Annotated in this window: 21 protein-coding genes and 1 tRNA gene; 6 read left to right on the top strand and 16 right to left on the bottom strand. The window is 51.3% G+C overall.

Annotated elements, in window-relative coordinates:
* Window positions 1-11: 11 nt before the first annotated feature.
* The 4 genes from TSP01S_RS01990 to TSP01S_RS01975 all read right to left on the bottom strand — a co-directional run bounded on the left by TSP01S_RS01990 (window position 12) and on the right by TSP01S_RS01975 (window position 4,004).
* Entirely contained in the window at window positions 12-683 is a 672-nt protein-coding gene (locus TSP01S_RS01990) for a GntR family transcriptional regulator (protein WP_041076027.1), read from the bottom strand.
* Between the two features lie 183 nt (window positions 684-866).
* The gene (locus tag TSP01S_RS01985) at window positions 867-2,264 is read right to left on the bottom strand and encodes an FAD-binding oxidoreductase (RefSeq protein ID WP_231848618.1); all 1,398 of its coding nucleotides are present in this window, start codon (window positions 2,262-2,264) and stop codon (window positions 867-869) included.
* The gene (locus TSP01S_RS01980; protein WP_041076023.1) at window positions 2,242-3,207 is read right to left on the bottom strand and encodes an electron transfer flavoprotein subunit alpha/FixB family protein; all 966 of its coding nucleotides are present in this window, start codon (window positions 3,205-3,207) and stop codon (window positions 2,242-2,244) included. The genes TSP01S_RS01985 and TSP01S_RS01980 overlap by 23 nt, the downstream gene beginning before the upstream one ends.
* Window positions 3,204-4,004, bottom strand: coding sequence for an electron transfer flavoprotein subunit beta/FixA family protein (locus tag TSP01S_RS01975; RefSeq protein WP_041076021.1), 801 nt, complete (start codon window positions 4,002-4,004; stop codon window positions 3,204-3,206). The genes TSP01S_RS01980 and TSP01S_RS01975 overlap by 4 nt, the downstream gene beginning before the upstream one ends.
* Window positions 4,005-4,105: 101 nt before the next feature.
* Here TSP01S_RS01975 and nagZ point away from each other — a divergent pair, with 101 nt between their 5' ends.
* Genes nagZ through TSP01S_RS01960 form a run of 3 tightly spaced genes read left to right on the top strand, consistent with a single transcriptional unit; the run spans window position 4,106 to window position 7,253 of the window.
* Window positions 4,106-5,608 carry a beta-N-acetylhexosaminidase gene (nagZ, locus tag TSP01S_RS01970; RefSeq protein WP_041076019.1) on the top strand — a complete coding sequence of 501 codons (1,503 nt, stop codon included), beginning with the start codon at window positions 4,106-4,108 and terminating at the stop codon, window positions 5,606-5,608.
* Window positions 5,605-6,504, top strand: a complete 900-nt coding sequence (murQ, locus tag TSP01S_RS01965; RefSeq protein WP_041076017.1) for an N-acetylmuramic acid 6-phosphate etherase — start codon at window positions 5,605-5,607, stop codon at window positions 6,502-6,504. The genes nagZ and murQ overlap by 4 nt, the downstream gene beginning before the upstream one ends.
* Window positions 6,501-7,253, top strand: a complete 753-nt coding sequence (locus tag TSP01S_RS01960; protein ID WP_041076015.1) for a GntR family transcriptional regulator — start codon at window positions 6,501-6,503, stop codon at window positions 7,251-7,253. The genes murQ and TSP01S_RS01960 overlap by 4 nt, the downstream gene beginning before the upstream one ends.
* Here the strand turns inward: TSP01S_RS01960 and TSP01S_RS01955 are convergent.
* From TSP01S_RS01955 to rpmB, 12 genes are all read right to left on the bottom strand, one after another.
* The gene (locus TSP01S_RS01955) at window positions 7,230-7,733 is read right to left on the bottom strand and encodes a DUF5317 domain-containing protein (RefSeq protein WP_041076014.1); all 504 of its coding nucleotides are present in this window, start codon (window positions 7,731-7,733) and stop codon (window positions 7,230-7,232) included. The genes TSP01S_RS01960 and TSP01S_RS01955 overlap by 24 nt on opposite strands.
* Window positions 7,730-8,545, bottom strand: coding sequence for a pantoate--beta-alanine ligase (gene panC, locus TSP01S_RS01950; protein WP_408033235.1), 816 nt, complete (start codon window positions 8,543-8,545; stop codon window positions 7,730-7,732). The genes TSP01S_RS01955 and panC overlap by 4 nt, the downstream gene beginning before the upstream one ends.
* A gap of 42 nt (window positions 8,546-8,587) precedes the next feature.
* Window positions 8,588-8,676, bottom strand: a tRNA-Ser gene (locus TSP01S_RS01945).
* A gap of 5 nt (window positions 8,677-8,681) precedes the next feature.
* A complete protein-coding gene (locus TSP01S_RS01940) occupies window positions 8,682-9,845 on the bottom strand; it encodes an iron-containing alcohol dehydrogenase (RefSeq protein WP_041076010.1) in 1,164 nt (387 codons plus the stop codon).
* A 44-nt stretch (window positions 9,846-9,889) separates the two neighbouring features.
* Entirely contained in the window at window positions 9,890-10,384 is a 495-nt protein-coding gene (locus tag TSP01S_RS01935) for a hypothetical protein (protein WP_041076008.1), read from the bottom strand.
* Entirely contained in the window at window positions 10,381-11,424 is a 1,044-nt protein-coding gene (kdd, locus tag TSP01S_RS01930; RefSeq protein WP_041076007.1) for an L-erythro-3,5-diaminohexanoate dehydrogenase, read from the bottom strand. The genes TSP01S_RS01935 and kdd overlap by 4 nt, the downstream gene beginning before the upstream one ends.
* Window positions 11,425-11,473: 49 nt before the next feature.
* Window positions 11,474-12,730 (bottom strand): ABC transporter substrate-binding protein, encoded by a 1,257-nt coding sequence (locus TSP01S_RS01925; protein ID WP_041076005.1) that lies wholly within the window; start codon window positions 12,728-12,730, stop codon window positions 11,474-11,476.
* The gene (gene coaE / locus TSP01S_RS01920; RefSeq protein WP_269450324.1) at window positions 12,727-13,287 is read right to left on the bottom strand and encodes a dephospho-CoA kinase; all 561 of its coding nucleotides are present in this window, start codon (window positions 13,285-13,287) and stop codon (window positions 12,727-12,729) included. The genes TSP01S_RS01925 and coaE overlap by 4 nt, the downstream gene beginning before the upstream one ends.
* Before the next feature lie 14 nt (window positions 13,288-13,301).
* Window positions 13,302-13,532: a hypothetical protein gene (locus tag TSP01S_RS01915; RefSeq protein WP_041076001.1), complete on the bottom strand. Its 231-nt coding sequence runs from the start codon at window positions 13,530-13,532 to the stop codon at window positions 13,302-13,304.
* A complete protein-coding gene (locus TSP01S_RS01910; protein ID WP_144380606.1) occupies window positions 13,529-14,884 on the bottom strand; it encodes a glucose-6-phosphate isomerase in 1,356 nt (451 codons plus the stop codon). The genes TSP01S_RS01915 and TSP01S_RS01910 overlap by 4 nt, the downstream gene beginning before the upstream one ends.
* A gap of 12 nt (window positions 14,885-14,896) precedes the next feature.
* Window positions 14,897-15,409 (bottom strand): adenine phosphoribosyltransferase, encoded by a 513-nt coding sequence (locus TSP01S_RS01905; protein ID WP_041076000.1) that lies wholly within the window; start codon window positions 15,407-15,409, stop codon window positions 14,897-14,899.
* 75 nt (window positions 15,410-15,484) lie between these two features.
* The gene (rpmB, locus tag TSP01S_RS01900; RefSeq protein WP_041075998.1) at window positions 15,485-15,685 is read right to left on the bottom strand and encodes a 50S ribosomal protein L28; all 201 of its coding nucleotides are present in this window, start codon (window positions 15,683-15,685) and stop codon (window positions 15,485-15,487) included.
* Between the two features lie 108 nt (window positions 15,686-15,793).
* Here rpmB and TSP01S_RS01895 point away from each other — a divergent pair, with 108 nt between their 5' ends.
* From TSP01S_RS01895 to TSP01S_RS01885, 3 genes are all read left to right on the top strand, one after another.
* Window positions 15,794-16,342: a GNAT family N-acetyltransferase gene (locus TSP01S_RS01895; RefSeq protein WP_052463605.1), complete on the top strand. Its 549-nt coding sequence runs from the start codon at window positions 15,794-15,796 to the stop codon at window positions 16,340-16,342.
* A gap of 85 nt (window positions 16,343-16,427) precedes the next feature.
* Entirely contained in the window at window positions 16,428-18,287 is a 1,860-nt protein-coding gene (locus TSP01S_RS01890; protein WP_041075994.1) for a carboxypeptidase regulatory-like domain-containing protein, read from the top strand.
* A 14-nt stretch (window positions 18,288-18,301) separates the two neighbouring features.
* On the top strand, window positions 18,302-19,957 hold the full coding sequence (locus TSP01S_RS01885; RefSeq protein ID WP_052463450.1) for a S8 family serine peptidase: 1,656 nt from the start codon (window positions 18,302-18,304) through the stop codon (window positions 19,955-19,957).
* Window positions 19,958-20,031: the final 74 nt, after the last annotated feature.

Raw genomic sequence — 20,031 nt, 5'->3', positions numbered from 1 at the left:
TTTTGACCCCCTCATGCGCGAGCGTGTTTCATGATCGAGGAATAGTACGTCTCGATCACGGACGAGAGTGTGCGACGCAGATGTTTTCTCAACAAATCTTCTGCCTCAGTCTCGTCGCCTTTGAGAACAGCTTCGATGATCTGGATGTGTTCGTCTCTGGATTTCTTCTCTATGTCTACAGACCTTTTGGTGATGTTCCGCGTCATGTTGGTGAGCAATCTGAGTTTTTCGTAAAACTTCTTCAAGATCCTGTTCCCGCTGTACTCTATGAGCAGATCGTGAAGCTGTCTTCCGAGCGCAACACCCTTAGCTGGATCGCTGTCGATATCGACGAGCTCGAGCTCCTGTTTGAGCTTCTGGAGCTTCTGGATCAGTTCTTCGTTCCGGTTTCTGCAGGCCAGCCGTGCCGCGGCGCCCTCGATCGCCTCCCTCGCCGTGTATATCTCCACGAAGTCTTCGAGTGTGAGCTTTCGAACGGTGTAGCCCTTCTTGCCGTTCAGCTCTATCAGGCCGTCTTCCATGAGCATGCGCAGAACTTCCCTTATGGGAGTCCTGCTCACACCGTAGACCTCGGTGAGCTTTCTCTCGACGATCCATTCGCCAGGTTTGATCTCTTCGCTGAGGATCTTCTCGCGGAGATCGAGATAGATCTTTTCTTTCAGATCACCCAGATCTCTCCGCACGGTATCCCCTTCTTTTGGTATACCTTTCTAATACCAGATTCAGTACCAAGAATGAGACTACCAGCAAAGCCCGGAGCTGGTCAAACCCATCTGGCCAGCGTTTTCAGTGAAATCTGGTCGGAATCTGCGCTGAAGTTTTTTATTCTTCATCTTTCTCACGCAGACTCTGCGTTTTTTCTTTTTTCAATCCGGGAAAATCTTCCCAGGGTTGAGGATGTTGTTCGGATCGAAGAGGCTCTTGAGACGTTTCATCAGTTCTATCTCTTTCTCACCGAGGAACATCCTCAAATACTTCTTCCGCTTCAACCCCACCCCGTGTTCGCCCGTGAGGCTTCCTTCGAGCTGCACGGTGGTCCTGTAAAGCTCTTCGAGCGCTTCCTCCAGGGCTTGCTCCCACACGGCGTTCTGCATTCTTTCCGGTTTCAGGAACGTCACGTGGACGTTCCCATCTCCAACGTGTCCGAAGTTGAGAACTTCAAGACCACGTTTTTGCGCTATCTGGTAAGTTGATACGATGAGCTTCGGCATGTTCGCGGTGGGAACCACAACGTCTTCCATGCAGTGTACAGGTCTGAAGGCGATGATACCCTCAGCTATGGCTTTCCTGAAACGCCAGATCTTCATTCTCTGTGTCCTGTCATCTGCGATGTAGACTTCTGTGGCGTTCATCTGCATCAGTGTTTCTCCAAGCTCGATGTATTCCTTCACCAGATTCTGTTTGTCGCTCGATTCGAGTTCGAAGATGAGGTGGCATTCGGCTTCAGGATTGGGTATGCTTTCATTCAGGAACCTTGAAGCCATCTCGCTGGAATACCTATCCATGAACTCGATCGAGGCCGGGAGCAAACCGGACTGAGAAAGCAGCTTCGGAACACACAGTAGAGCATCCTCGATGCCGCCGAACGGGACCAAAAGAACCGCGGCATACTTCGGCCTGGGTACGAGTCTGAGAACGATCTTCGTCACGATACCGAGCGTGCCTTCACTGCCAACGAACAGTCTGACCATGTCGTAGCCCGTAACGTTCTTGAGCGTCTTTCCACCGAAGTGAACGACTTCACCCGTAGGAAGAACGACCTCAAGGCCCAGCACGTGGAAAGCTGTCGGGCCGTACTTTATGACCTTCACCCCTCCGGCGTTTTCGGCGACGTTTCCACCTATGGAAGAGCTCTCACTGCTCGCAGGATCGCCTGCGTAGTACAGGCCATGCTCCTCGGCGATCTTCTGGATTTCCCCCGTGATGACTCCCGGTTCGACAACGATCGTCATGTTCCTTTCGTCGAGCTCGATGATCCTGTTCATCCTTTCTAAGGAAACCACTACGGAATTCTTCGTCGGTATCGCACCGCCGGAAAGGCCCGTTCCTGCCCCGCGCGGTACGACGGCCACTCTTCTTTCGTTTGCCCATCTCATCAGCTGTGACACCTGCTCGGTGCTGGTGGGGAACACCACCGCCAGGGGAATTTCGCCTTCAACACCACTCGTCTCGTCGCGGGAGTATTTTTCGATCTCTTCGTGATCGAACTTCACGTTCTCGCTTCCAAAAAGCCGCATTAGTTCATCGACGAGATCCATCATCATCACGCTCCAGCCTTCTTATGAGCTCACTCAGCGCCCAGCTCGCGTCGGCAACTATTCCGATGTCGGCAACTCTGAATATGGGGGCGTGCCTGTCTTTGTTTATGGCGACTACGATCTCTGAAGTCTGCATGCCTGCCAGGTGCTGAACAGCACCGGATATGCCCGCCGCTATGTAGATCTTCGGTTTCACCGTCTTTCCGCTCAAACCCACCTGATGATCGTGCGAGAGCCACCTGGCATCCACAACGGCGCGCGAAGCACCAACGGCACCTTTCACTAAACTTGCCAGTCTGAACGCCAGCTCCACGTTCTCCTTCTTACGCAGTCCCTTACCCACGGAAACGATGATCTTCGCTTCCTCAAGTTTCGCACCGGCCTGCTTCGGTTCGACACGGACGAGCTGGCATCTATCCTCAGGATTTTCAACCGGCTCTTCGACGAAGATCGTGTTCCTCTTTTTCTGCTCTTCGATCTCGAACACGCCCGGTCTGACCGTCGCCATCTGGGGTCGATGGAAGGGAGTGACGATGGTGGCCATCACGTTCCCCCCGATGGCGGGTCTGGTTTGAAGAAGGTTTCCCTTTTCGTCCACGTCCAGTTCGGTGCAGTCCGCCGTGAGTCCCGTGCGAAAACTCGCCGCGAGGGCGGGCATCAGGGTCCTTCCAAAGGTCGTGGCGGGTGCCAAAACTATGGACGGAGAATACTTTTCAAGGATCTTCTTCGAAGTTGAGAGGAAGGGATCGAGCGAGAACCTTTCGAACCTTTCATGCAGTGCCAGAATGACCACATCGGGCCCGAAACGAACGAGTTCTTCGATGTTCTTCTTCGAGTTCGATATCAGCAGGAACACGAGCTTCATGAAAGCTTTATCCGCGAGTTTTCTCGCCTTCGAAAGCAACTCGAAGCTGTTTCGATCTACTCTGTTGTTCAGAACGACTATCATACCGGCTCACCTGCCAAAGTGCGCCTGATCAGTTCAGCGAGCCTGTTGATCCCTTCAGGAACATCTTTATCTTCATAGATGGTGCAGTTTCGAGAAACTTTCGTGTTGAACACCTTCACAACGCGCGTGGGAGAACCTTTCAAGCCGACCTCTTCAGGATCTATTTTGATGTCTTTCACGTTGTAGATTTCTATCTTCGCATCCATCGCCTTTTTCTTTCCGCTCAACGTGGGCAGTCTCGGTTCGGCGACACTCTTGAGCACACACAGACATACAGGAAGCGGTGCCTTCCAGATCTCGTGGGCATCTTCGACCGAACGTCGCACGAGGACGAAATCTCTCCCAATTTCGATCAGTTCAGACACGTAGCTGATCGCGGGCAGGTTCAAAAGCGTGGCGAGTTCTATACCCACCTGTCCCGTTTCCCCGTCAATCGATTTTTCACCGCAGATCAGTAGATCGTATTGGATGGACAGTTTCTGTATCGTTCTGGCGAGTGCAAGACTCGTGGCCCACGTGTCCGAACCAGCCAAAGCCACATCGCTCAGCAGAATCGCGCGGTCCGCACCCAAAGCGATCGCGTTCCTCAAAACGTCCACGGTGTTCATTGGTCCCATGCTCAGGACCGTCACACTCCCGCCGAACTTTTCTTTCAGCGAGACGGCGAGTTCCAACGCGTGTGCGTCGAGGGGGTTCATCGTGATGTCCAGTCCTTCGCGAACCAGTGTGCCTGTATTTGGATCTATCTTCACCTTTTCCGTGTCGGGGACTTGCTTGACGAGCACGAGGAAGTTCACGCATGGCTCCCCCTTTCTTGTCTTTATTTTATACCATTTAAAAGGTCAATGTAAGAACAAAAGGTTCGCCGGGTGTATAATGAAAAAGTGAGGTGGAACCAATGAACCTTGATCGTTTGGTCGGCCAATTGTTTTTGATAGGTATCAGGGGCAAGGAGATCGACCAGGAAACGCTCAACACGCTGAGGTTTGTCAAACCGGGTTTCGTGATCCTCTTCGCGCGGAACGTGGAGAGACCAGCGCAGGTGCTTGACCTTGTCAATCAGATCAGATCGATCGTTGGTGAGGACGTGATCTTCGCGGTGGATCAGGAAGGTGGCATCGTGACACGCTTCAGAGATGGTTTCGCTGTGTCACCCGGCGCGATGGCGATAGCGGCCACTAACGATCCAGAGAACGCCTACCGTGCCGCGAAGGTGTTGGCGCGAGAGATGAAAGCAGTCGGTGTGACCTGGAACCTCGCACCGGTTGTGGACATCAACGACAATCCCAACAATCCTGGCATAGGTGTGCGGAGCTTTTCCGACAAAGCTGAAGTCGTCTCGAAGTTCACAACGCGCTTCTACGAGGGTTTGAAAGAAGAAGGCGTTGCGGCGTGTGCGAAGCATTTTCCTGGAAAAGGGAGTGTGTCGTTGGACGCACATCTCGAAATGCCGACGCTTGAAAAAAGTCTCGAAGAACTCGAAAATTGGGAATTTGTACCCTTCAAGACGTTGATCAAAAAAGGTATAGACAGCATCATGCCTTCACATGTGTACCTTCCAAAGGTTCAAACCAGAAGAGAACCTGCCACCGTTTCGTACGAAGTATTGAGCGAGATTTTGAGAAAAAAGCTCGGTTACGACGGTGTTCTGGTCGCGGACGATCTTTTGATGGGGGGCATCGTCAAGAACATGATGGTGGAAGAAGCCGTCGTGAGATCCTTCATGGCGGGCATGGATGTTCTGACCGTCTGTCACGAACCCGACGCGCAGATGGCGGCGAAGAAGGTGCTTGTCAAAAAGATCGAACAGGATTCATTCTTGCAGAGGAGGCTTGAAGAATCGCTCAGAAGAATCAAACAGTTCAAGGAAAGGTTCGCGGTGAAGCAACCGCCCGAAGTGATCCGTTTCGATCTAGAGCATGAACAGACCATGCGACAGATCGCAGAGCGCTCGATCACGCTCGTACGCGACAGCGATGGCATGTTACCGCTCAAACTGGATAAGGACGATTACGTCTTCACCGTGAGACTGAGCAGATCGGTGCAGGTTCAGGAAACCGATATCGGTGTTCCCTGGGTGGCGAAAGAGATCTCGAAGAGGTTCGCTTGCAAACTTTTCATTCTCGAAGAAGGGCTAGAAATTCCGAAGGCTGAGAAGTGCGTCGTGTTCACCGAAAACGCGCATCTTTCCAATTGGCAGAAGGAGTTCTTGATCCAGGTGCGCAAAAACTTCAAAAGAGTTCTGCTCGTCGCGCTCAGAAATCCGTACGATTGCAGCTTGATAGAGTCTTCGAGCCTGTGCACCTACGGCTACGAAATGGTTTCACAGGAAGCGTTACTGAAGGTCATGCTCGGTGAGTTGAAGCCCGTGGGCAAACTGCCCGTGGAGGTGTTCAGATGAACGAGAACAGAACGATCACGGAGATGAGGAACCCAAAATCTCAGAGAATAGACGAAAAGAGCGTGGCTGAGATTTTGAGGATCATAAACGAGGAAGATGCCTTAGTCGCCCTGGCGGTCCGCGAAGCGCTGCCACAGATAGAGAAGCTCGTTGAGGTGTGCGTTGAGACGCTGAACTCTGGCGGAAGGATTTTTTACGTTGGCGCGGGCACCAGCGGTCGCATAGCGTTCATGGACGCCGTGGAGCTCGTACCGACTTACGGTCTTGAAGAAGGCATCTTCGTGCCCATCATCGCGGGTGGTTTTGAGGCGCTGCGCAGATCCATCGAAGGTGTTGAAGATCTCGTGGACGAAGCGCAAAAAGATCTCATGAGCCACAAGTTGCAGGCGAAAGATCTCGTCATAGGCATAACCGCAAGTGGCAGCACACCGTACGTGAGGGGGGCACTGGTGTATGCAAAACAACTAGGCTGTAAAACAGCGCTGATCTGTAACGTGGACAACCCTCCACTTGCACAGTTCGTAGACATCGTTGTGAGTGTCATCACAGGGCCAGAAGTGATCGCGGGCAGCACACGTATGAAAGCCGGTACGGCACAAAAGATGGTTTTGAACATGCTCAGCACGGCAGTGATGATAAAACTCGGCAAAGTGTACGACAATCTCATGGTCGATGTCCTGGTACTCAACGAGAAACTCAGAAAGAGGGCCATAAACATCGTGACAGAACTGACCGGTGTGGATGAAGAAACTGCTAAAATCGTCCTTGAGAAGACCAACTACAACGTGAAGCTCGCGGTGTTGCACTTAGTTTCGAAGAAAGATCTGAAGGAGTGCCAGAGAATACTGAGTGTGGAGCCGAGTTTGAGAAAGGCACTCACGATGCTGGGGGGATGAACGTGGAAGAATATCCTGTTCCTCTCTATTATCGCGTCTATAGGGAATTGAAGCGCAGGATTTCTGAGGGTGAATACAAGCCGGGCGACAGGATCCCACCGGAGATCGAGCTGGTGAAGGCGTTTGGGGTGAGCAGGCTCACCATAAGGCGCGCGCTGGAAGAGTTGAAATCCGAAGGGCTCATCTCGCGTCACAAAGGTAAAGGAACGTTCATCGTCGGCAAGAAAGAAGAGGAATCCATGAACGTGCTCAAAGGTTTCACAGACAAAGCGAAGGAAGAAGGCCTGAACGTCAGATCGCACGTTCTTGAAAACAGGCTCGTCGAAATACCTCCCGAACTCTGCCAGGTCTTCGGCCTTGAACAGGGTGCGATGGTCGTGTTGCTCAGGCGCGTGCGCTTCCTCAACGACGAGCCTGTAGCCATCGAAGCCGCATACCTCAATCCCGCTGTGGACGTCAGGATTCTGAGCATCTTGAAAAAGGACATGTCGAAAGAATCGCTGTACGAGTTTCTCAGAAGCGAGTTGAAGATACCCCTTATCAGAGCGCTTGAAGAACTGGAACTGACACACGTTTCATCTTCGGACGCGAAACATCTCGGTTTGCAGCCCGGCGCGTGTGCGCTTCTGAGAAAACGCTACACGTACACATCGAACGGGAAATGTGTGGAGTTCGTCCGCTCGATCTATCGCGGGGACAAATACAGGTTCAAAATGGAACTCAGGTCAGAGGGCACGTTCGAGAGATGAACCTTTCGGTCTGGTGAGCATGAAGACCATGAGGCCGATGTAGACCAGCACGTCACCGACGCTGATCAAGAACTTCCTGCCCCAGGGTGTGTAGGCAGGTATGATGTCGCCGATCAACAGGATCGGTTCGAAATTTTCCAGCAACGCGTGCTTGATGCTGGCTCTCAGTCCCATCGCGGCTGCGAGTGGTCCGTAGACGGGCATCCTCCCTCCATTCAGCAAGATGGCGACGAAGTTCAGGATCGAGCCTATCACGATGAACTTGAAACCGGGGATGTTCCAGTTGAATGCGAGGAGAAACAGTAACAGAGAATAAGAGATGACCATCATCAAAACTCTATTTTCGATGGGCAGGAACTGCAGAACGAAAGGTAGCGGGAAAAGATAGACGAATCTGATGTCCGTCTGGTGCAGATGGAAGATCCTCCTTTTGAAGATCAAAGAAAGAACCAACGAGACGGCAAAAACGTCCAGGATCATCCGAGTATCGTGTTGTCAATCAGCCTGGCCTTTCCGACCCAGGCCGCCACGGCGACGAGCACTTTTCCTTCCAGACGTTCCACAGGTTGCAGCGTCTCTTCGTCCACGATCTCGACGTAATCCACTCTGACGAGGTTGAACTTCGCGAAGTGTTCCAGCATCTTCTCTTTGATCCTTTCCGCACTGCGTTCGCCAGCTCGATACAACTGTTCTGCGATCTTTAAAGATTGGTACAAGGCCAACGCTTGTTTTCTCTCTTCACCAACAAGATAGACGTTTCTTGAACTCATCGCAAGTCCATCTGGTTCCCTGACGATGGGGCACTCTATGACTTCCACGTCCATGTTCAGATCTCTGACCATTCTGCGTATGATTCTGAACTGCTGCGCATCCTTCTGACCGAAGTAAGCCCGGTGTGGCTTGACGATGTTGAACAGTTTCGTCACAACGGTACAAACGCCCCTGAAATGTGTCGGGCGGGACTTACCACACAGATACTTCGACAAACTCTCCTCCACCACGTAGGTTGAATAGTTTGGCGGGTACATCTCCTCCACGCTCGGCACGAACACGTAATGGACGTTTTCGGCCTGGAGCATGGAAAGATCTCTATTGAGATCTCTCGGGTAGCTCGCGTAATCTTCGTTCGGGCCGAACTGCGTCGGGTTCACGAATATACTCACGACGACCACATCGTTCTCCTGGCGGCAACGTCGAACCAGCGAAAGGTGGCCTTCGTGGAGATAGCCCATCGTTGGAACGAAACCGATCTTCTTGCCCGCGGCTCGTTCCGACTCGGAGATCTGCTTCATTCTGGAAACCGTCTCGACAACGATCACAGAACCACCTTCTTCTGGCGGAGGCGGTGGGACTCGAACCCACAAGGGCCTCGCGGCCCACCGGTTTTCGAGACCGGCTCCTTAGCCAGTTCGGACACGCCTCCGCATTTCATTCTAACGCAATTTCAAGGATTTTTCTCACATCAGACCTGCCAAGTTTTTTCAGAGTCCCGAACGGTATGTCCCTTCTGAAAACGTTGTCCACTATTTTGTCCAGATCTTGCGCCGGAATGTTCACATCCTTCAGCGATACGGGAGCGCCGACCTTTTTGAGCCAACCCTTGAACGCTTCGATACCTTTCAAAACGGCTTGCTCACCATCACCTTCGATCGAGAAGATCTTTTTCGAAAACCTGACGAACTGTTCGGGCTTTTCCCTCCAGACGTATCTCATCCAGGCTGGGAAAACGATCGCGAGTCCGGCACCGTGGGCTATGTCGTAGATGGCACTGAGAGAATGTTCGATCCTGTGACACGCCCAGTCTCCGCCGCGCCTTCCCGCGGCCGTCAGACCGTTGAGCGCGAGCGTGGCGCTCCAGGCGAAGTTCGCACGCGATTCATAATCGTTCGGATCTTCCAACAACCCTTCCGTGCAGGTCATGATCGTTCTGATGAGCCCTTCACTCAGTTCGTTTTGTGCGAGAGAATCGGACCCGTCGAAATAGTATTCGAGGATGTGCGCGATCGCGTCCACTGCTCCGTACACTGTCTGTTCCATCGGGAGGCTCGCCTGGACCGAAGGATCGATTATCGAAACCTTGGGATAGAGGGCCTTGGAACTGACCGCGAATTTCTCTAAGGTCTTCTCGTTCGTCACCACCGCGTTTCCGTTCATCTCCGTGCCGGTGGCCGATATCGTCAGCACGGCGAAGACAGAAAGCGCCTTTTGAACTTTGTATTTGCCGATGAAAGCGTCCCAGATGTCACCTTCGTACAGGACACCAGCCGCGACAGCCTTGGAAGAATCTATGACGCTCCCACCGCCGACACCTAAGATCGCCTCGACCTTCTCTTTCCTTGCGACCTCGATGGCCTCGTGAACTTTTGAAAGCACCGGGTTCGGTTTCACGCCCCAAACCTCGACCCATTCGACACCGTTCTTTTTCAGCGAAGCGACGACCTGGTCGTACACACCGTTCTTCTTTATAGATCCACCACCGCAGAGCATCAGTACCTTTTTGAACCCCGCGGATTTGATCTCCTCACCAATCTTGCCTATCGTACCCTTACCGAAGATCAGCTTCGTTTCGTTGTGAAAAACGAAGTTTTCCATATGGGTCACCCCGCGACTCAAGACAAATTATATACGAGCTTACACTACGGTTCAAGGATTGAGTTGTCTTGAATCTGCACGCTGTACTCCGCCTCGTAATCGTAGAACCTTCTGAAGTATTCTTCGACCAGCAACTTCGCCAGCTGCTCCCTGCTGAAAGATTTTATTTTCTCGTACGGCGCAAGACAGATCAGATCGCGCGGCCCGATCTGAAGGATCACGAATTCATCATCGACTAAGGTTGCATCGATCACTGCAGCTTCGCTGTTTCCATCGAAAAGTCTGAACTGGGTCATTCGCTTGATCTTTCCAAATTCTATCCCTTCGTTCGTGAAACTCTCCAAACTCTCCTCGCCGAACATCACCAGAGAAACCAAGATCCTCGGCGATGAACCTTGATAGGTGTAGAGACACACGTTGAAGGTGCCTAGGTGTGGAGAGTTGAAAGAAGGTCCCTGAAGGGACATCAACTGTTTCACCGTTTCGTTCTCGACACGCTTGTTCACGTAACGCACCGTGAAGTTGTCCAACAGTGTCATTTTTCACCGTACCTTTCAAGGAAGTGCTGATACAGCCTCTCGTTCTCCCTCAAAATCTGAAGGGCGAACTCGGCGTGGTGCTTCGCATAGCCGTTGCCTATGATCATGTCCACATCCTTCCCAATACCTTCGGCACCGAGGGCGGCTTTGGTGAAGCTCGTCGCCATCGAGAAGAAGTAGATCTTTCCCCTTTCTCTTGCGCAGAGTATCGAGGTCATCTCGGTGTCCGGCACGTTCACCACGTTGATGACGACGTCCGCGAGCCTTCCGTTCGTGATCTGGATGAACTTTTCGTAGGATGCAACCGCATCCTGCGCGTCCGATACGAAGACGTCGTCAACGAAACCGAGCTTCTTGAGTTGTTCGACAGACCTTTCAGAATGAACCAGTGCGACGACTCTACCCGTGGGACCTGCGTATTTCTTCGCCACATAGCTGCACAGCACCCCAGATTTACCACCAGCACCTACGATGAGCACGAGGTCGGAAGGCGAGACGAGCCTCGCAGTTTGAATTGGAGCACCGGCAACGTCGAGCACCGCGAGCGCCACAGACTCGGGCATATCTTCCGGCAAGCGTGCAAAAACACCGGTTTCAAACAGTATGGCTTCGGCCTCGACGTCCACCTGGTCTTTATCCAAATGCACCTTCTTTATCTTTTTCAAATTCAGAGGTGTGAGGCTCAACGAAACGAGGGTGGCGATCTTGTCTCCAACCTTCACATCAACGTTCAGATCTTTACCGATCGCTTTCACCCTGCCGACGAGCATACCTCCAGAACCGGTAACCGGGTTGTGCAGTTTGCCACGTTGCTGAACGATCTGCATGATCTTTTCGGCGACTTTCTGCTCGTCCGCTCCCACTTCGCTCTTTATTTGCGCGAAAGACGCCGCATCCACGTTGAGCTTGATCACGTCGATCAGCATCTCGTTGTCGTAAAGCTTGCCCGTGTCGTTGTCCAATCTCCAGGCAGGTTGTGGAAGTTTCCCCGCCGGTTCGATCACCCTGTGTCTGCCGAACGGATCTCCTCTCACGCTCATCCCTCCGAGACAAAAGCGGGGGTTGAAGCCCCCCGCCTGAACTTTCTTCTCACATGCCCTCTTTTTCGAGTTGCCTCTTGATCTCCGCCTCAGCCCAGGCCAGACCTTCTTCCACGGTCTTCTTACCGTAGAGAACGTCGCTCACCATCGTCCCAACGATGTTTCTTATCTCAGCCCAGACACCGATCTGAGGATCGAAAACACCGTGCGGGAGCTGGACCAATGGCACTCCTGCGGCAGGATCTTCCGCGACGAACTTCTTCCAGATCGCCGTCTCGGTCGCGCTCTTTCTCACGGGCAGATATCCGGTCTTCACCGCCCAGTACGCGGTGATCTCTGGAGAGATCAGGAACTTCATGAACTCCCACGCAGCTCTCTTCTCTTCAGGTTTCGCGGTGCTGAACATGATCACGTCCGTTCCAGCGAACTGAACGTTTCTCGTCTTCCATACCGGTACCGGTGCCCAGGTCCAGCCATGTTTACCCTTCGAAGCAGAATCCACGTAAGGTTTGCTCGCCACAGTCTCGATGAACATCGCTATTTTGCCCTCACCGAACGGTCCGTCCAGATAACCACCCTGCACGAGCGCGTACTTGTCCTTGAGGCTGAGCAGAAATTCCAGCACTTCCTTCGCTTCTGGACTGTTGATGGTCACCATCCATTTGCCGTCCGGGCCCTTCTTGAGTATCGAACCACCGTTGAGCGCCAAGAACACCTGGAAATGGTCGACGGTGGATCTGAAACCAAAACCGTACTGATCGATGGTACCATCGTTGTTGAAATCTTCGGTCAAAAGTATCGCAGCTTTCTTCAGTTCACCGATCGTTTCCGGTATCTTCAATCCGGCCAGTGCGAGTGCGTCGGTGTTCACGTACAGGACGTAGATACTTTTGTTGAACGGCACGGCGTAGATCTTGTCGCCCCACATGCAGTTCAGTCTCATCGGTTCCCAGACGTCTTCCCACTCCGCTTTGGAAAGGCCTATCTTTGGATCGTTGATGTAGGCGTTCAGAGGTTCCACGATACCAGAATAGATGAGCTTCGCGGTCCAGTTGGAGTAAGCCTGCGATATCGTGGGCAGTTGTCCAGCCTGTGCCGCGGCGAGCAGTTTCTGCTGCAGTGCGGAGTAGTTTCCGATGTAAATCGCTTCCACTTCGATGTCTGGATGCTGTTGATTGAAGAAGTTCACTATCTCCTGCAAAGTTTGACCGTGTCCTCCACCCATCGCGTGCCAGAACGTGACCTTGACCTTTGCCATCGTGAGGACGGCCAGCAGCACCGCCAGCAACACGAGAAACTTCCTCATCCACCAACACCTCCTCCAAGCAAACGGTTGTAGATATCCCTCACCTTTCTTCTCAGAGAGACAAGATCACAGTTGTTTTCGATCACTACACCTTCTTCGACGACGTCTCTCTGCGCGGCGAGCCTTCTTTTGATCTCTTCCTCTGTGAAACCTTTCTTCTTCAACCTCTCAACGATCTTTTCTTCGTCGCATTTCACCGTTACGATCACATCGCACAATTTGTCCAGCCCTATTCTTCTCAAGAGTGCCGCGTCCAGAACCACCACGCCGGTTGAATCCTCGACCAACCTTCGAACCTTCTCTCTGATGATGGGATGAACTATCCTCTCTAACGCACTCAGCTTTTCGGCATCTTCAAAAACGATCTTCGCGAGTTTTTTCCTGTCGATCTCATCTTCGTTGAAGATGATCTCACCGAACAGCTTTTTCAATTCTTCTTTGACTGAGCGGTCTTTCAAAACTTCGTGACCGATTCTGTCAACGTCTATCACCCTGGCTCCGAGCTCTTCGAACATGCCCGCCACGGTGCTCTTTCCACAGCCCATCTTTCCAGTCAGACCAACGACCAGTCTCAGAGGATCTTCTCCCCCTTACCGAGGAGCGAGCTGATCTGCTCGAACTCTTCTTCGGTCACGACGATCAGCGCAGGCTCCGTTCCGACCTGTTCGTAGAACTCGACGAACTTCTTTTCCAGATCGATCCCGTCGCTCACGACCACAACGTAGACGTTCTCACCCAGGGGACCTTCGTCCACGTGGTACAGACTCTTTGGCTTGAATATTTCAACGATCTTCTGCGTCATTCGATCACAACCTTCCTCACCGGTTCTGGAAATTCCATCTTCTCGAAACCTTTTCTGCCCATCAGAGAGTAAGTGATCTGCTTACCGAGCTCGACTCCAGGCTGATCGAACGGGTTGATCTTCAAAAGCTTTCCCATCAACGTCGTTGTGAACTCGTAGTACATGAAGAACTGGCCGAGATTGTACGCATCGATCGCTGGAAAGATCACGCGCATGCTCGGCCTGCCGTTGAAGGCGAGCGATCTTTCCGTTCCGAAAAGTTCGCTCCTCAGCAGATCGGAGAGTCTCTTTCCACCGAGGTAAGAGATCTCCTCATCGTCGTGGATGGAAGGTATCAGAACGTTCCTGTCGAACTTCTCAACTTCCAAAAACGTTATGGTCTTATCGTCTGGTCCTTCGTTGTAGAGCTGCAGCTGAGAGTGTTGATCCACCACACCGAGTGCCTTTATCGGTGTGAGTCCCTCGTGAACGACCTCACCGCTCAACGAGTACTTCTTGCCGAGGCTTTCCGCCCACAGCTGTCTGAACCAGTCCGCGAGCGTGTAGAGCCTGTTCGAATAAGGCATCATGACGCTGATGCGCCTGCCCTTGATCTTGTGCAGATAGTGGCACGCCGCCATCATCGCCGCAGGATTCTTCCACACATCGAGCACGACACACTTGGTGTACGCATCCTTCGCCCCGTCCACTAAAGCTTTTATGTCCACGCCTATGGCCATCGCGGGAAGAAGCCCCACGGGTGAGAGAACGCTGAACCTGCCTCCGAGCTCTGGTGGTATGTCCAGCACGACGATCTTTTCCCTTTCGGCTATCCTTCTGAGCAAGCCCTTCTTCGGATCCGTGGTGAACACCACGTGTTCCGAGACTTTCAATCCACGGACCTCGAGCAGGCCACGAACGATCTGGTAGTGTGCCAGACATTCTGCGGTCGAACCGGACTTGGAAACGACGTTGAAGATTGTCGCTTTCAGATCTATTCTATCGAGAACGCTCGCCGTGTAGTCCGGATCGACGTTCTCAAGGAAGAAGATCCTCAGATAACCTCCCCTTTCGGACTTCGAAAGATAGTTCCAGTCGAAAGGTTTCAAAGCATTAGCCAGAGCGGCCGCACCGAGACTGGAACCACCTATGCCTATCACGACGAAGTTGTCGAAGTTCAATATCCACTCCCTGAGATCCTCTACGCTGTCCAGCAGGTTCCTGTCGAAGAGAACCTTCACGAACGCGGGTCTTTCTCTCGCAACTTCTTCAACGAGCTGACTCATCGTCGGCTCGAGCTTCGAGAATTCTTCCTCGCTTATACCACCCTTCACGTTGGGCTCGAACATGAAACTGAAATCGAATTTGAGCACGAACACCACTCCTCAGTAGACCAGGACTGAACGCACATCATAACCTTTGAGCCTTTCACGCGGACTGAGATAACTCAGCTCTATGAGAAAACACATTCCCGCCACTTCGCCGCCGACGCTTTTCACCAGATCCACTATCGCCGCGGCCGTACCTCCGGTCGCCAGAACATCGTCGACGATGACCACGCGCTGGTTCTTCTGTACGGCGTCCGAATGCATGTGAAGCTGTGCTGTTCCGTACTCCAGGCTGTACTCGACAGAAACAGTCTGGTACGGAAGCTTTCCCGGCTTCCTCACCGGTACGAAACCTTTAGCAAGCCTGTAAGCGAGAGCCGCACCGAAGATGAAACCACGCGCTTCTGGCGAAACGATGAGATCGAAGTTCATATCCTGGATGGTCCTGGTCATCTCGTCGATCGCTTTTTGAAAGGCCGCAGGGTTTCTCAGCAGCGGGGTGACGTCCCTGAAGATGATCCCTTTCGTGGGAAAGTCGGGAATATCCCTGATGAAATCCTTCAGATCCACAGCGCCCACCGTCCTTTTACAAGTCTCACAACTACATTTTAGCAAAAAACAAGATCGCGCGGTTCCTCCGCGCGATCAGACTGTTGCTGCTTTCTTGACTTTTCCTGCCTTCAGGCACTTGGCACACACCCTCATCGTCCTGATCGTGCCGTCCTCGAGTACCACCTTCACCCTCTGGATGTTCGGCCTGAACATCCTCGGTGTGTGCCTGTTCGAATGGCTCACGTTCTTGCCAGCCACAGGGCCCTTTCCGCAGATCTCACACCTCTTCGCCATGTCGCATACCCCTTTCCCTTCCAGCCGAGACAATATTACCAGATACCTTTAAAGTTTTCAAGAACCAAGGTAAAATGTACATAAAACTACGCCGAGGAGGTGCGAATGGTGATACTGAAAGGTGAAAAAATCATGCTGAGACCAGTCGAGCTCTCTGACCTCGACAGACTTTTGAACATCAACGATGAAGAAGTGAGACAGTATCTTTTGAGCGTTTTTCCTTTGAACAGGATCAGGGAAGAGGAGTGGATCAGGAATCTCTATTCGAACCAGAGAGACATCGTCTTCGCCGTCGTACCGCTGGAGACGAACCAGCTGGTTGGAACGACGGGTTTGCACAGCATCGACTGGGTGAACAGGTGCGCCGAGTTCGGTATCGCGATAACCGACAAAAATTTCTGGAACCAGGGTCTCGGGACGGAAGCGACACGCCTCACACTCAAATACGCCTTTGAATATCTCAACCTGAACCGCGTTCAGCTGAGGGTGTACGATTACAATCCCCGCGCGATCCACGTTTACGAAAAGTGTGGTTTTGTGAAAGAAGGCGTCTTGAGAAAGGCGAGGTATTTGAAGGGCGAGTACCACGACGTCATCGTGATGGGCGTGCTGGCACAGGAATACTTCGCTTGGTGCAACGCTTCACGATCTAGGTGAATTGGACAGAATCGAACTCTTGCAATTATATATTCTGTTGTGTTATAATGAGAGCTGAACTCAACCTTATTAAGGGGGTGTATCCATGAGGTGGAAGGGCGTCCAGCAGTTCCTCAGTTTTGCAGTTCTCCTGCTCATAGTACTCTATGGATGCGTTGCTCGGATCGACCGTCCGCCGGAAGTCTCCCTGATCCAGCCTGAAGACGGTTCTCACGTTGCCGTTCTTGCTTCCACCAAAGCTGTCACTTTCAAAGCCAGTGCCGAGGATCTTGATGATCAAGCTCTGACTTTTGCGCTTTACCTTGGAACGAGTCCTACGAATCTGAACAAAGTTGGAGAAACCCACCGGCCGGAGTACACCGTCAATGATCTGACACCTGGACAGACTTATTACTGGAAGGTCGTCGTTTCTGATGGAACAAACTCTGTGGAAAGTCCTGTCTGGAGCTTCACGGTGGGTGAAAACCTCTCAATAGTGAAAGTACTTGATTTCACAACTGGAAAAGCAACCGTTGGGGCAACCGTTGATATTCTCCAAAATTCAGATGTAGTTATTTCAACCACAACAGACGAAAATGGGCATGCAAAATTTTACCTGCCAGATGGTAGATACGATGTCAAGATCACCGGTGAGGGAAGGGCCACGAGTGTTGTTCAAAACTACGATCCAAGCATTCTAAGGACCATTGAAACGCTTTCCAGAAGGGCCATGACAGATTATGATGTTGTTCCACATGTTACAGTAGAACTGTTCACCCCACAAGGTGCTCCTATACCTGATCCAGAGGCCACAACATTGACATTTGACTCTGTAAAAGTTAAGGTGACAAGCTCTGAAGTGATGTATGTGATGTACATTGGTTTGGATTACGTACCAAGTGCTGTTGCAAGAGATGCTATTGCTTTAGACACGTATGAGTTCACAACCACGTTGTCTCTTACGAGGTTCGACAATGTCACGGTGCCGATGCATGTGGTTGTTTACACACCGAACGATACAAGAGTTGACAAAATTGTTTATCTTACAATCGACAGAACACCACCAGAAGTTACTGCAAGGTATGCTCCTACAGGACTTTGGTATGCTGGTTGGACAAGTGATGCCGATGTGGAATACTACAGCCTGCCAAGTCCAATAAAACAAATACTTGAAGAAAAACTGCCAAAAGAAATGATCGAAGAACTTAAGGGTTATAAGCCAGAACACAACATACCTGAAACAAACATCTTTGTTCAACTTGCCTGGGAGCATGCACCAAGCACTAACAGAGCCGGGTACAACATTTACAGATCAACCGATGGTGAAAATTGGGAAAAGGTAGCGTTTACCACATCTTACTTCAGATTTGACAAAGGCTTTGATCTTGAACCGGGCAAAAAGTATTATTACACTGTAAGAACAGTTTATGTAGATGGAACTGAATCAGAAAACAGCAACGTTGTTGAAGTTGTACCGCTTGATCTGTTCAAGGTCAAATTGATTTCGCCTGCAGACAACGAGACCAACGTGTCCCGCACACCAACGTTCGTCTGGAAACCGGTCGACTGGAGAGACTGGACATCAACACCGCATATTGGTGGAAACGAAATACCGGATGAAGAAATAACCTTCGTCTATTACGGTCCTTGGATTTACGATACGGCCGTGAGTGATCAACATATCTTCTACGATGCTTTCACTTACACCGAGGGACCACAACTGGTGAGCCTGCCGTTCGATCCAACCTCTGGTTCATGGATCAGAATCTACCCAGACTACAGTTACGATTATCAGCTCGATCCACTTGAAAAGTTCAAAACCTACGAATGGGGCTTGGACATAGCAGTTGCTTATTATGAAACAGACGATGGAATATGGTTCTCGGCAACCATAGACTATTATCGTGAATTCGACCGGTGGGTAAATGACGCCGATCATTTCAACAGGTTCACTACTGGTGAGTGAAAGGGGGGAAGAAGATGAAAAAGATATTGATGTTTGTGTTAGCTGTCCTTCTTCTTGCACTCTCAAGCTGTATGATCAATCAGAACACGTCGCCGAATTCGAACATTGAAAACATCGTGGTTCCCATCGATGAAGACGCAGAGATCATGGAAGGCATCGTCATAGTTGGATACAAAGCCAATAAACAGGATGCCATAGACCTTGTCAGCAAGATAGACCCCACGGCAACGGTTAGGGCAGATCTTGAAGAGATCAACGCGATAAGTTTCAAAACGTCTTTGCCTTACTCACAGATCAGAACAGAGATCATGGAGGAGCTCAAAAAGAACGCTGATCTGAGAGAAAAGATAAGTTACGTCGAACCGAGCTACAAAAGATACCTGATAGAACCTGTCAAGAACGACAATGCCAAGGACCTGCTCGAATCTACATTGAAGACAAAAGCGATCACTGTCGAAGAGGAAGAAGAGTTCTGGAAATGGCTCTGGGGTATAAGAAAAGTGAAAGCGCCCGAAGCGTGGGAACTCGGTTACACAGGTGAAGGAATCATAGTTGCGGTGATAGATACGGGTGTGGATGGTACTCATCCGGATTTACAGGGCCAGCTTGTCGAGGGCTACAGACCTTCGACAGGTGAAACTTTGCCACCAGATTCAGACAGTTCTTTCGGTGGCGCTCATGGAACTCACGTTGCTGGAACAATAGCTGCAAAGAAGGATGGAATTGGTGTTGTCGGTGTGGCTCCAAACGCCAAGATCATGCCGATAGTGATATTTGATGAAGATGGATACATAGGCGACGATTATGTTGCAGAAGGGTTTTTGTGGGCGTTAGAAAACGGTGCAAGGGTGTTTTCAAACAGCTGGGGCGGAAAAGGCTATTCAATAACGTTGGCCCATACAATCGCGTACGTCATCTGGTCTGGAGGTGTTGTCGTTGCTTCTGCTGGTAACGGCCATGTAGATGAAATTCATTACCCATCATGTCATCCTGGAGTTATAAACGTTGCTGCGAGCACCGCGGTCGATGGTATCACCCATTTCTCCACACGCGGTAGGTGGGTCACGGTTGCTGCACCTGGTGATTACACGATCCTTTCCACTGTGCCATTATGGGACACTGACGAATTCTTCGACGGTGAAAATCCGTACGCCTTCTACGGTGGAACGAGCATGGCAACCCCGCATGTTTCTGGCTTGGTGGCTTTGCTGCTTGAGAAACTGGACGAAGAAGGAGTGGATTACACAGTCTATCAGATCAGGAAACATGTTGCTGCGACGGCGGACGACATCATGGCGCCCGGTTTTGACCATGACAGCGGATGGGGCAGGGTGAATGCGCTTAAGGCGTTGACACAGCCCTTACCGTCTGACAAAGGCGCAAATGTTTATTTCAAGTTCTATGTGAACATCGAAGGAGAATTGCTCGGAGCTCCGCAGGTCTACGTAACGATGTACCCAGAAAACGAAACTGTGCCTGTGTATTACGGAAAATCAGACGATGCCGGCTTCCTACCCTTCGTTGGGATCGAGCCTGGCACCTACGATGTGTATATGGCCTTTGGAGATGCAGCTTATTTGGAAATGCCTGTGTCCATGCAGAAAACCAAACACAGAAAGATAACAGTTTACAATGGAGACAACAATTTCATCGAAATCTTCGAATTCTAATCTTGCATAACTGGTCTTCTGATGGAGGGGATCACCCCCTCCATTTTTTTATAATTCACTTAAGGAGGGATAGA

This window comes from Thermotoga caldifontis AZM44c09 (assembly GCF_000828655.1).
In the GTDB taxonomy this organism is placed as follows: domain Bacteria; phylum Thermotogota; class Thermotogae; order Thermotogales; family DSM-5069; genus Pseudothermotoga_A; species Pseudothermotoga_A caldifontis.
The sequence above is the reverse complement of the archived record's forward strand: the minus strand, read 5'-3'. Positions and strand labels throughout refer to the sequence as shown.

Coding starts and splice junctions, on each gene's coding strand:
- TSP01S_RS01985 (WP_231848618.1), bottom strand. CDS start 2,264: ATGATGATGGATCTCGTCGATGAACTAATGCGGCTTTTTGGAAGCGAG.
- TSP01S_RS01980 (WP_041076023.1), bottom strand. CDS start 3,207: ATGATAGTCGTTCTGAACAACAGAGTAGATCGAAACAGCTTCGAGTTG.
- nagZ (WP_041076019.1), top strand. CDS start 4,106: ATGAACCTTGATCGTTTGGTCGGCCAATTGTTTTTGATAGGTATCAGG.
- murQ (WP_041076017.1), top strand. CDS start 5,605: ATGAACGAGAACAGAACGATCACGGAGATGAGGAACCCAAAATCTCAG.
- TSP01S_RS01960 (WP_041076015.1), top strand. CDS start 6,501: ATGAACGTGGAAGAATATCCTGTTCCTCTCTATTATCGCGTCTATAGG.
- TSP01S_RS01955 (WP_041076014.1), bottom strand. CDS start 7,733: ATGATCCTGGACGTTTTTGCCGTCTCGTTGGTTCTTTCTTTGATCTTC.
- panC (WP_408033235.1), bottom strand. CDS start 8,545: ATGAAGCAGATCTCCGAGTCGGAACGAGCCGCGGGCAAGAAGATCGGT.
- TSP01S_RS01940 (WP_041076010.1), bottom strand. CDS start 9,845: ATGGAAAACTTCGTTTTTCACAACGAAACGAAGCTGATCTTCGGTAAG.
- TSP01S_RS01935 (WP_041076008.1), bottom strand. CDS start 10,384: ATGACACTGTTGGACAACTTCACGGTGCGTTACGTGAACAAGCGTGTC.
- kdd (WP_041076007.1), bottom strand. CDS start 11,424: ATGAGCGTGAGAGGAGATCCGTTCGGCAGACACAGGGTGATCGAACCG.
- TSP01S_RS01925 (WP_041076005.1), bottom strand. CDS start 12,730: ATGAGGAAGTTTCTCGTGTTGCTGGCGGTGCTGCTGGCCGTCCTCACG.
- TSP01S_RS01915 (WP_041076001.1), bottom strand. CDS start 13,532: ATGACGCAGAAGATCGTTGAAATATTCAAGCCAAAGAGTCTGTACCAC.
- rpmB (WP_041075998.1), bottom strand. CDS start 15,685: ATGGCGAAGAGGTGTGAGATCTGCGGAAAGGGCCCTGTGGCTGGCAAG.
- TSP01S_RS01890 (WP_041075994.1), top strand. CDS start 16,428: ATGAGGTGGAAGGGCGTCCAGCAGTTCCTCAGTTTTGCAGTTCTCCTG.
- TSP01S_RS01885 (WP_052463450.1), top strand. CDS start 18,302: ATGAAAAAGATATTGATGTTTGTGTTAGCTGTCCTTCTTCTTGCACTC.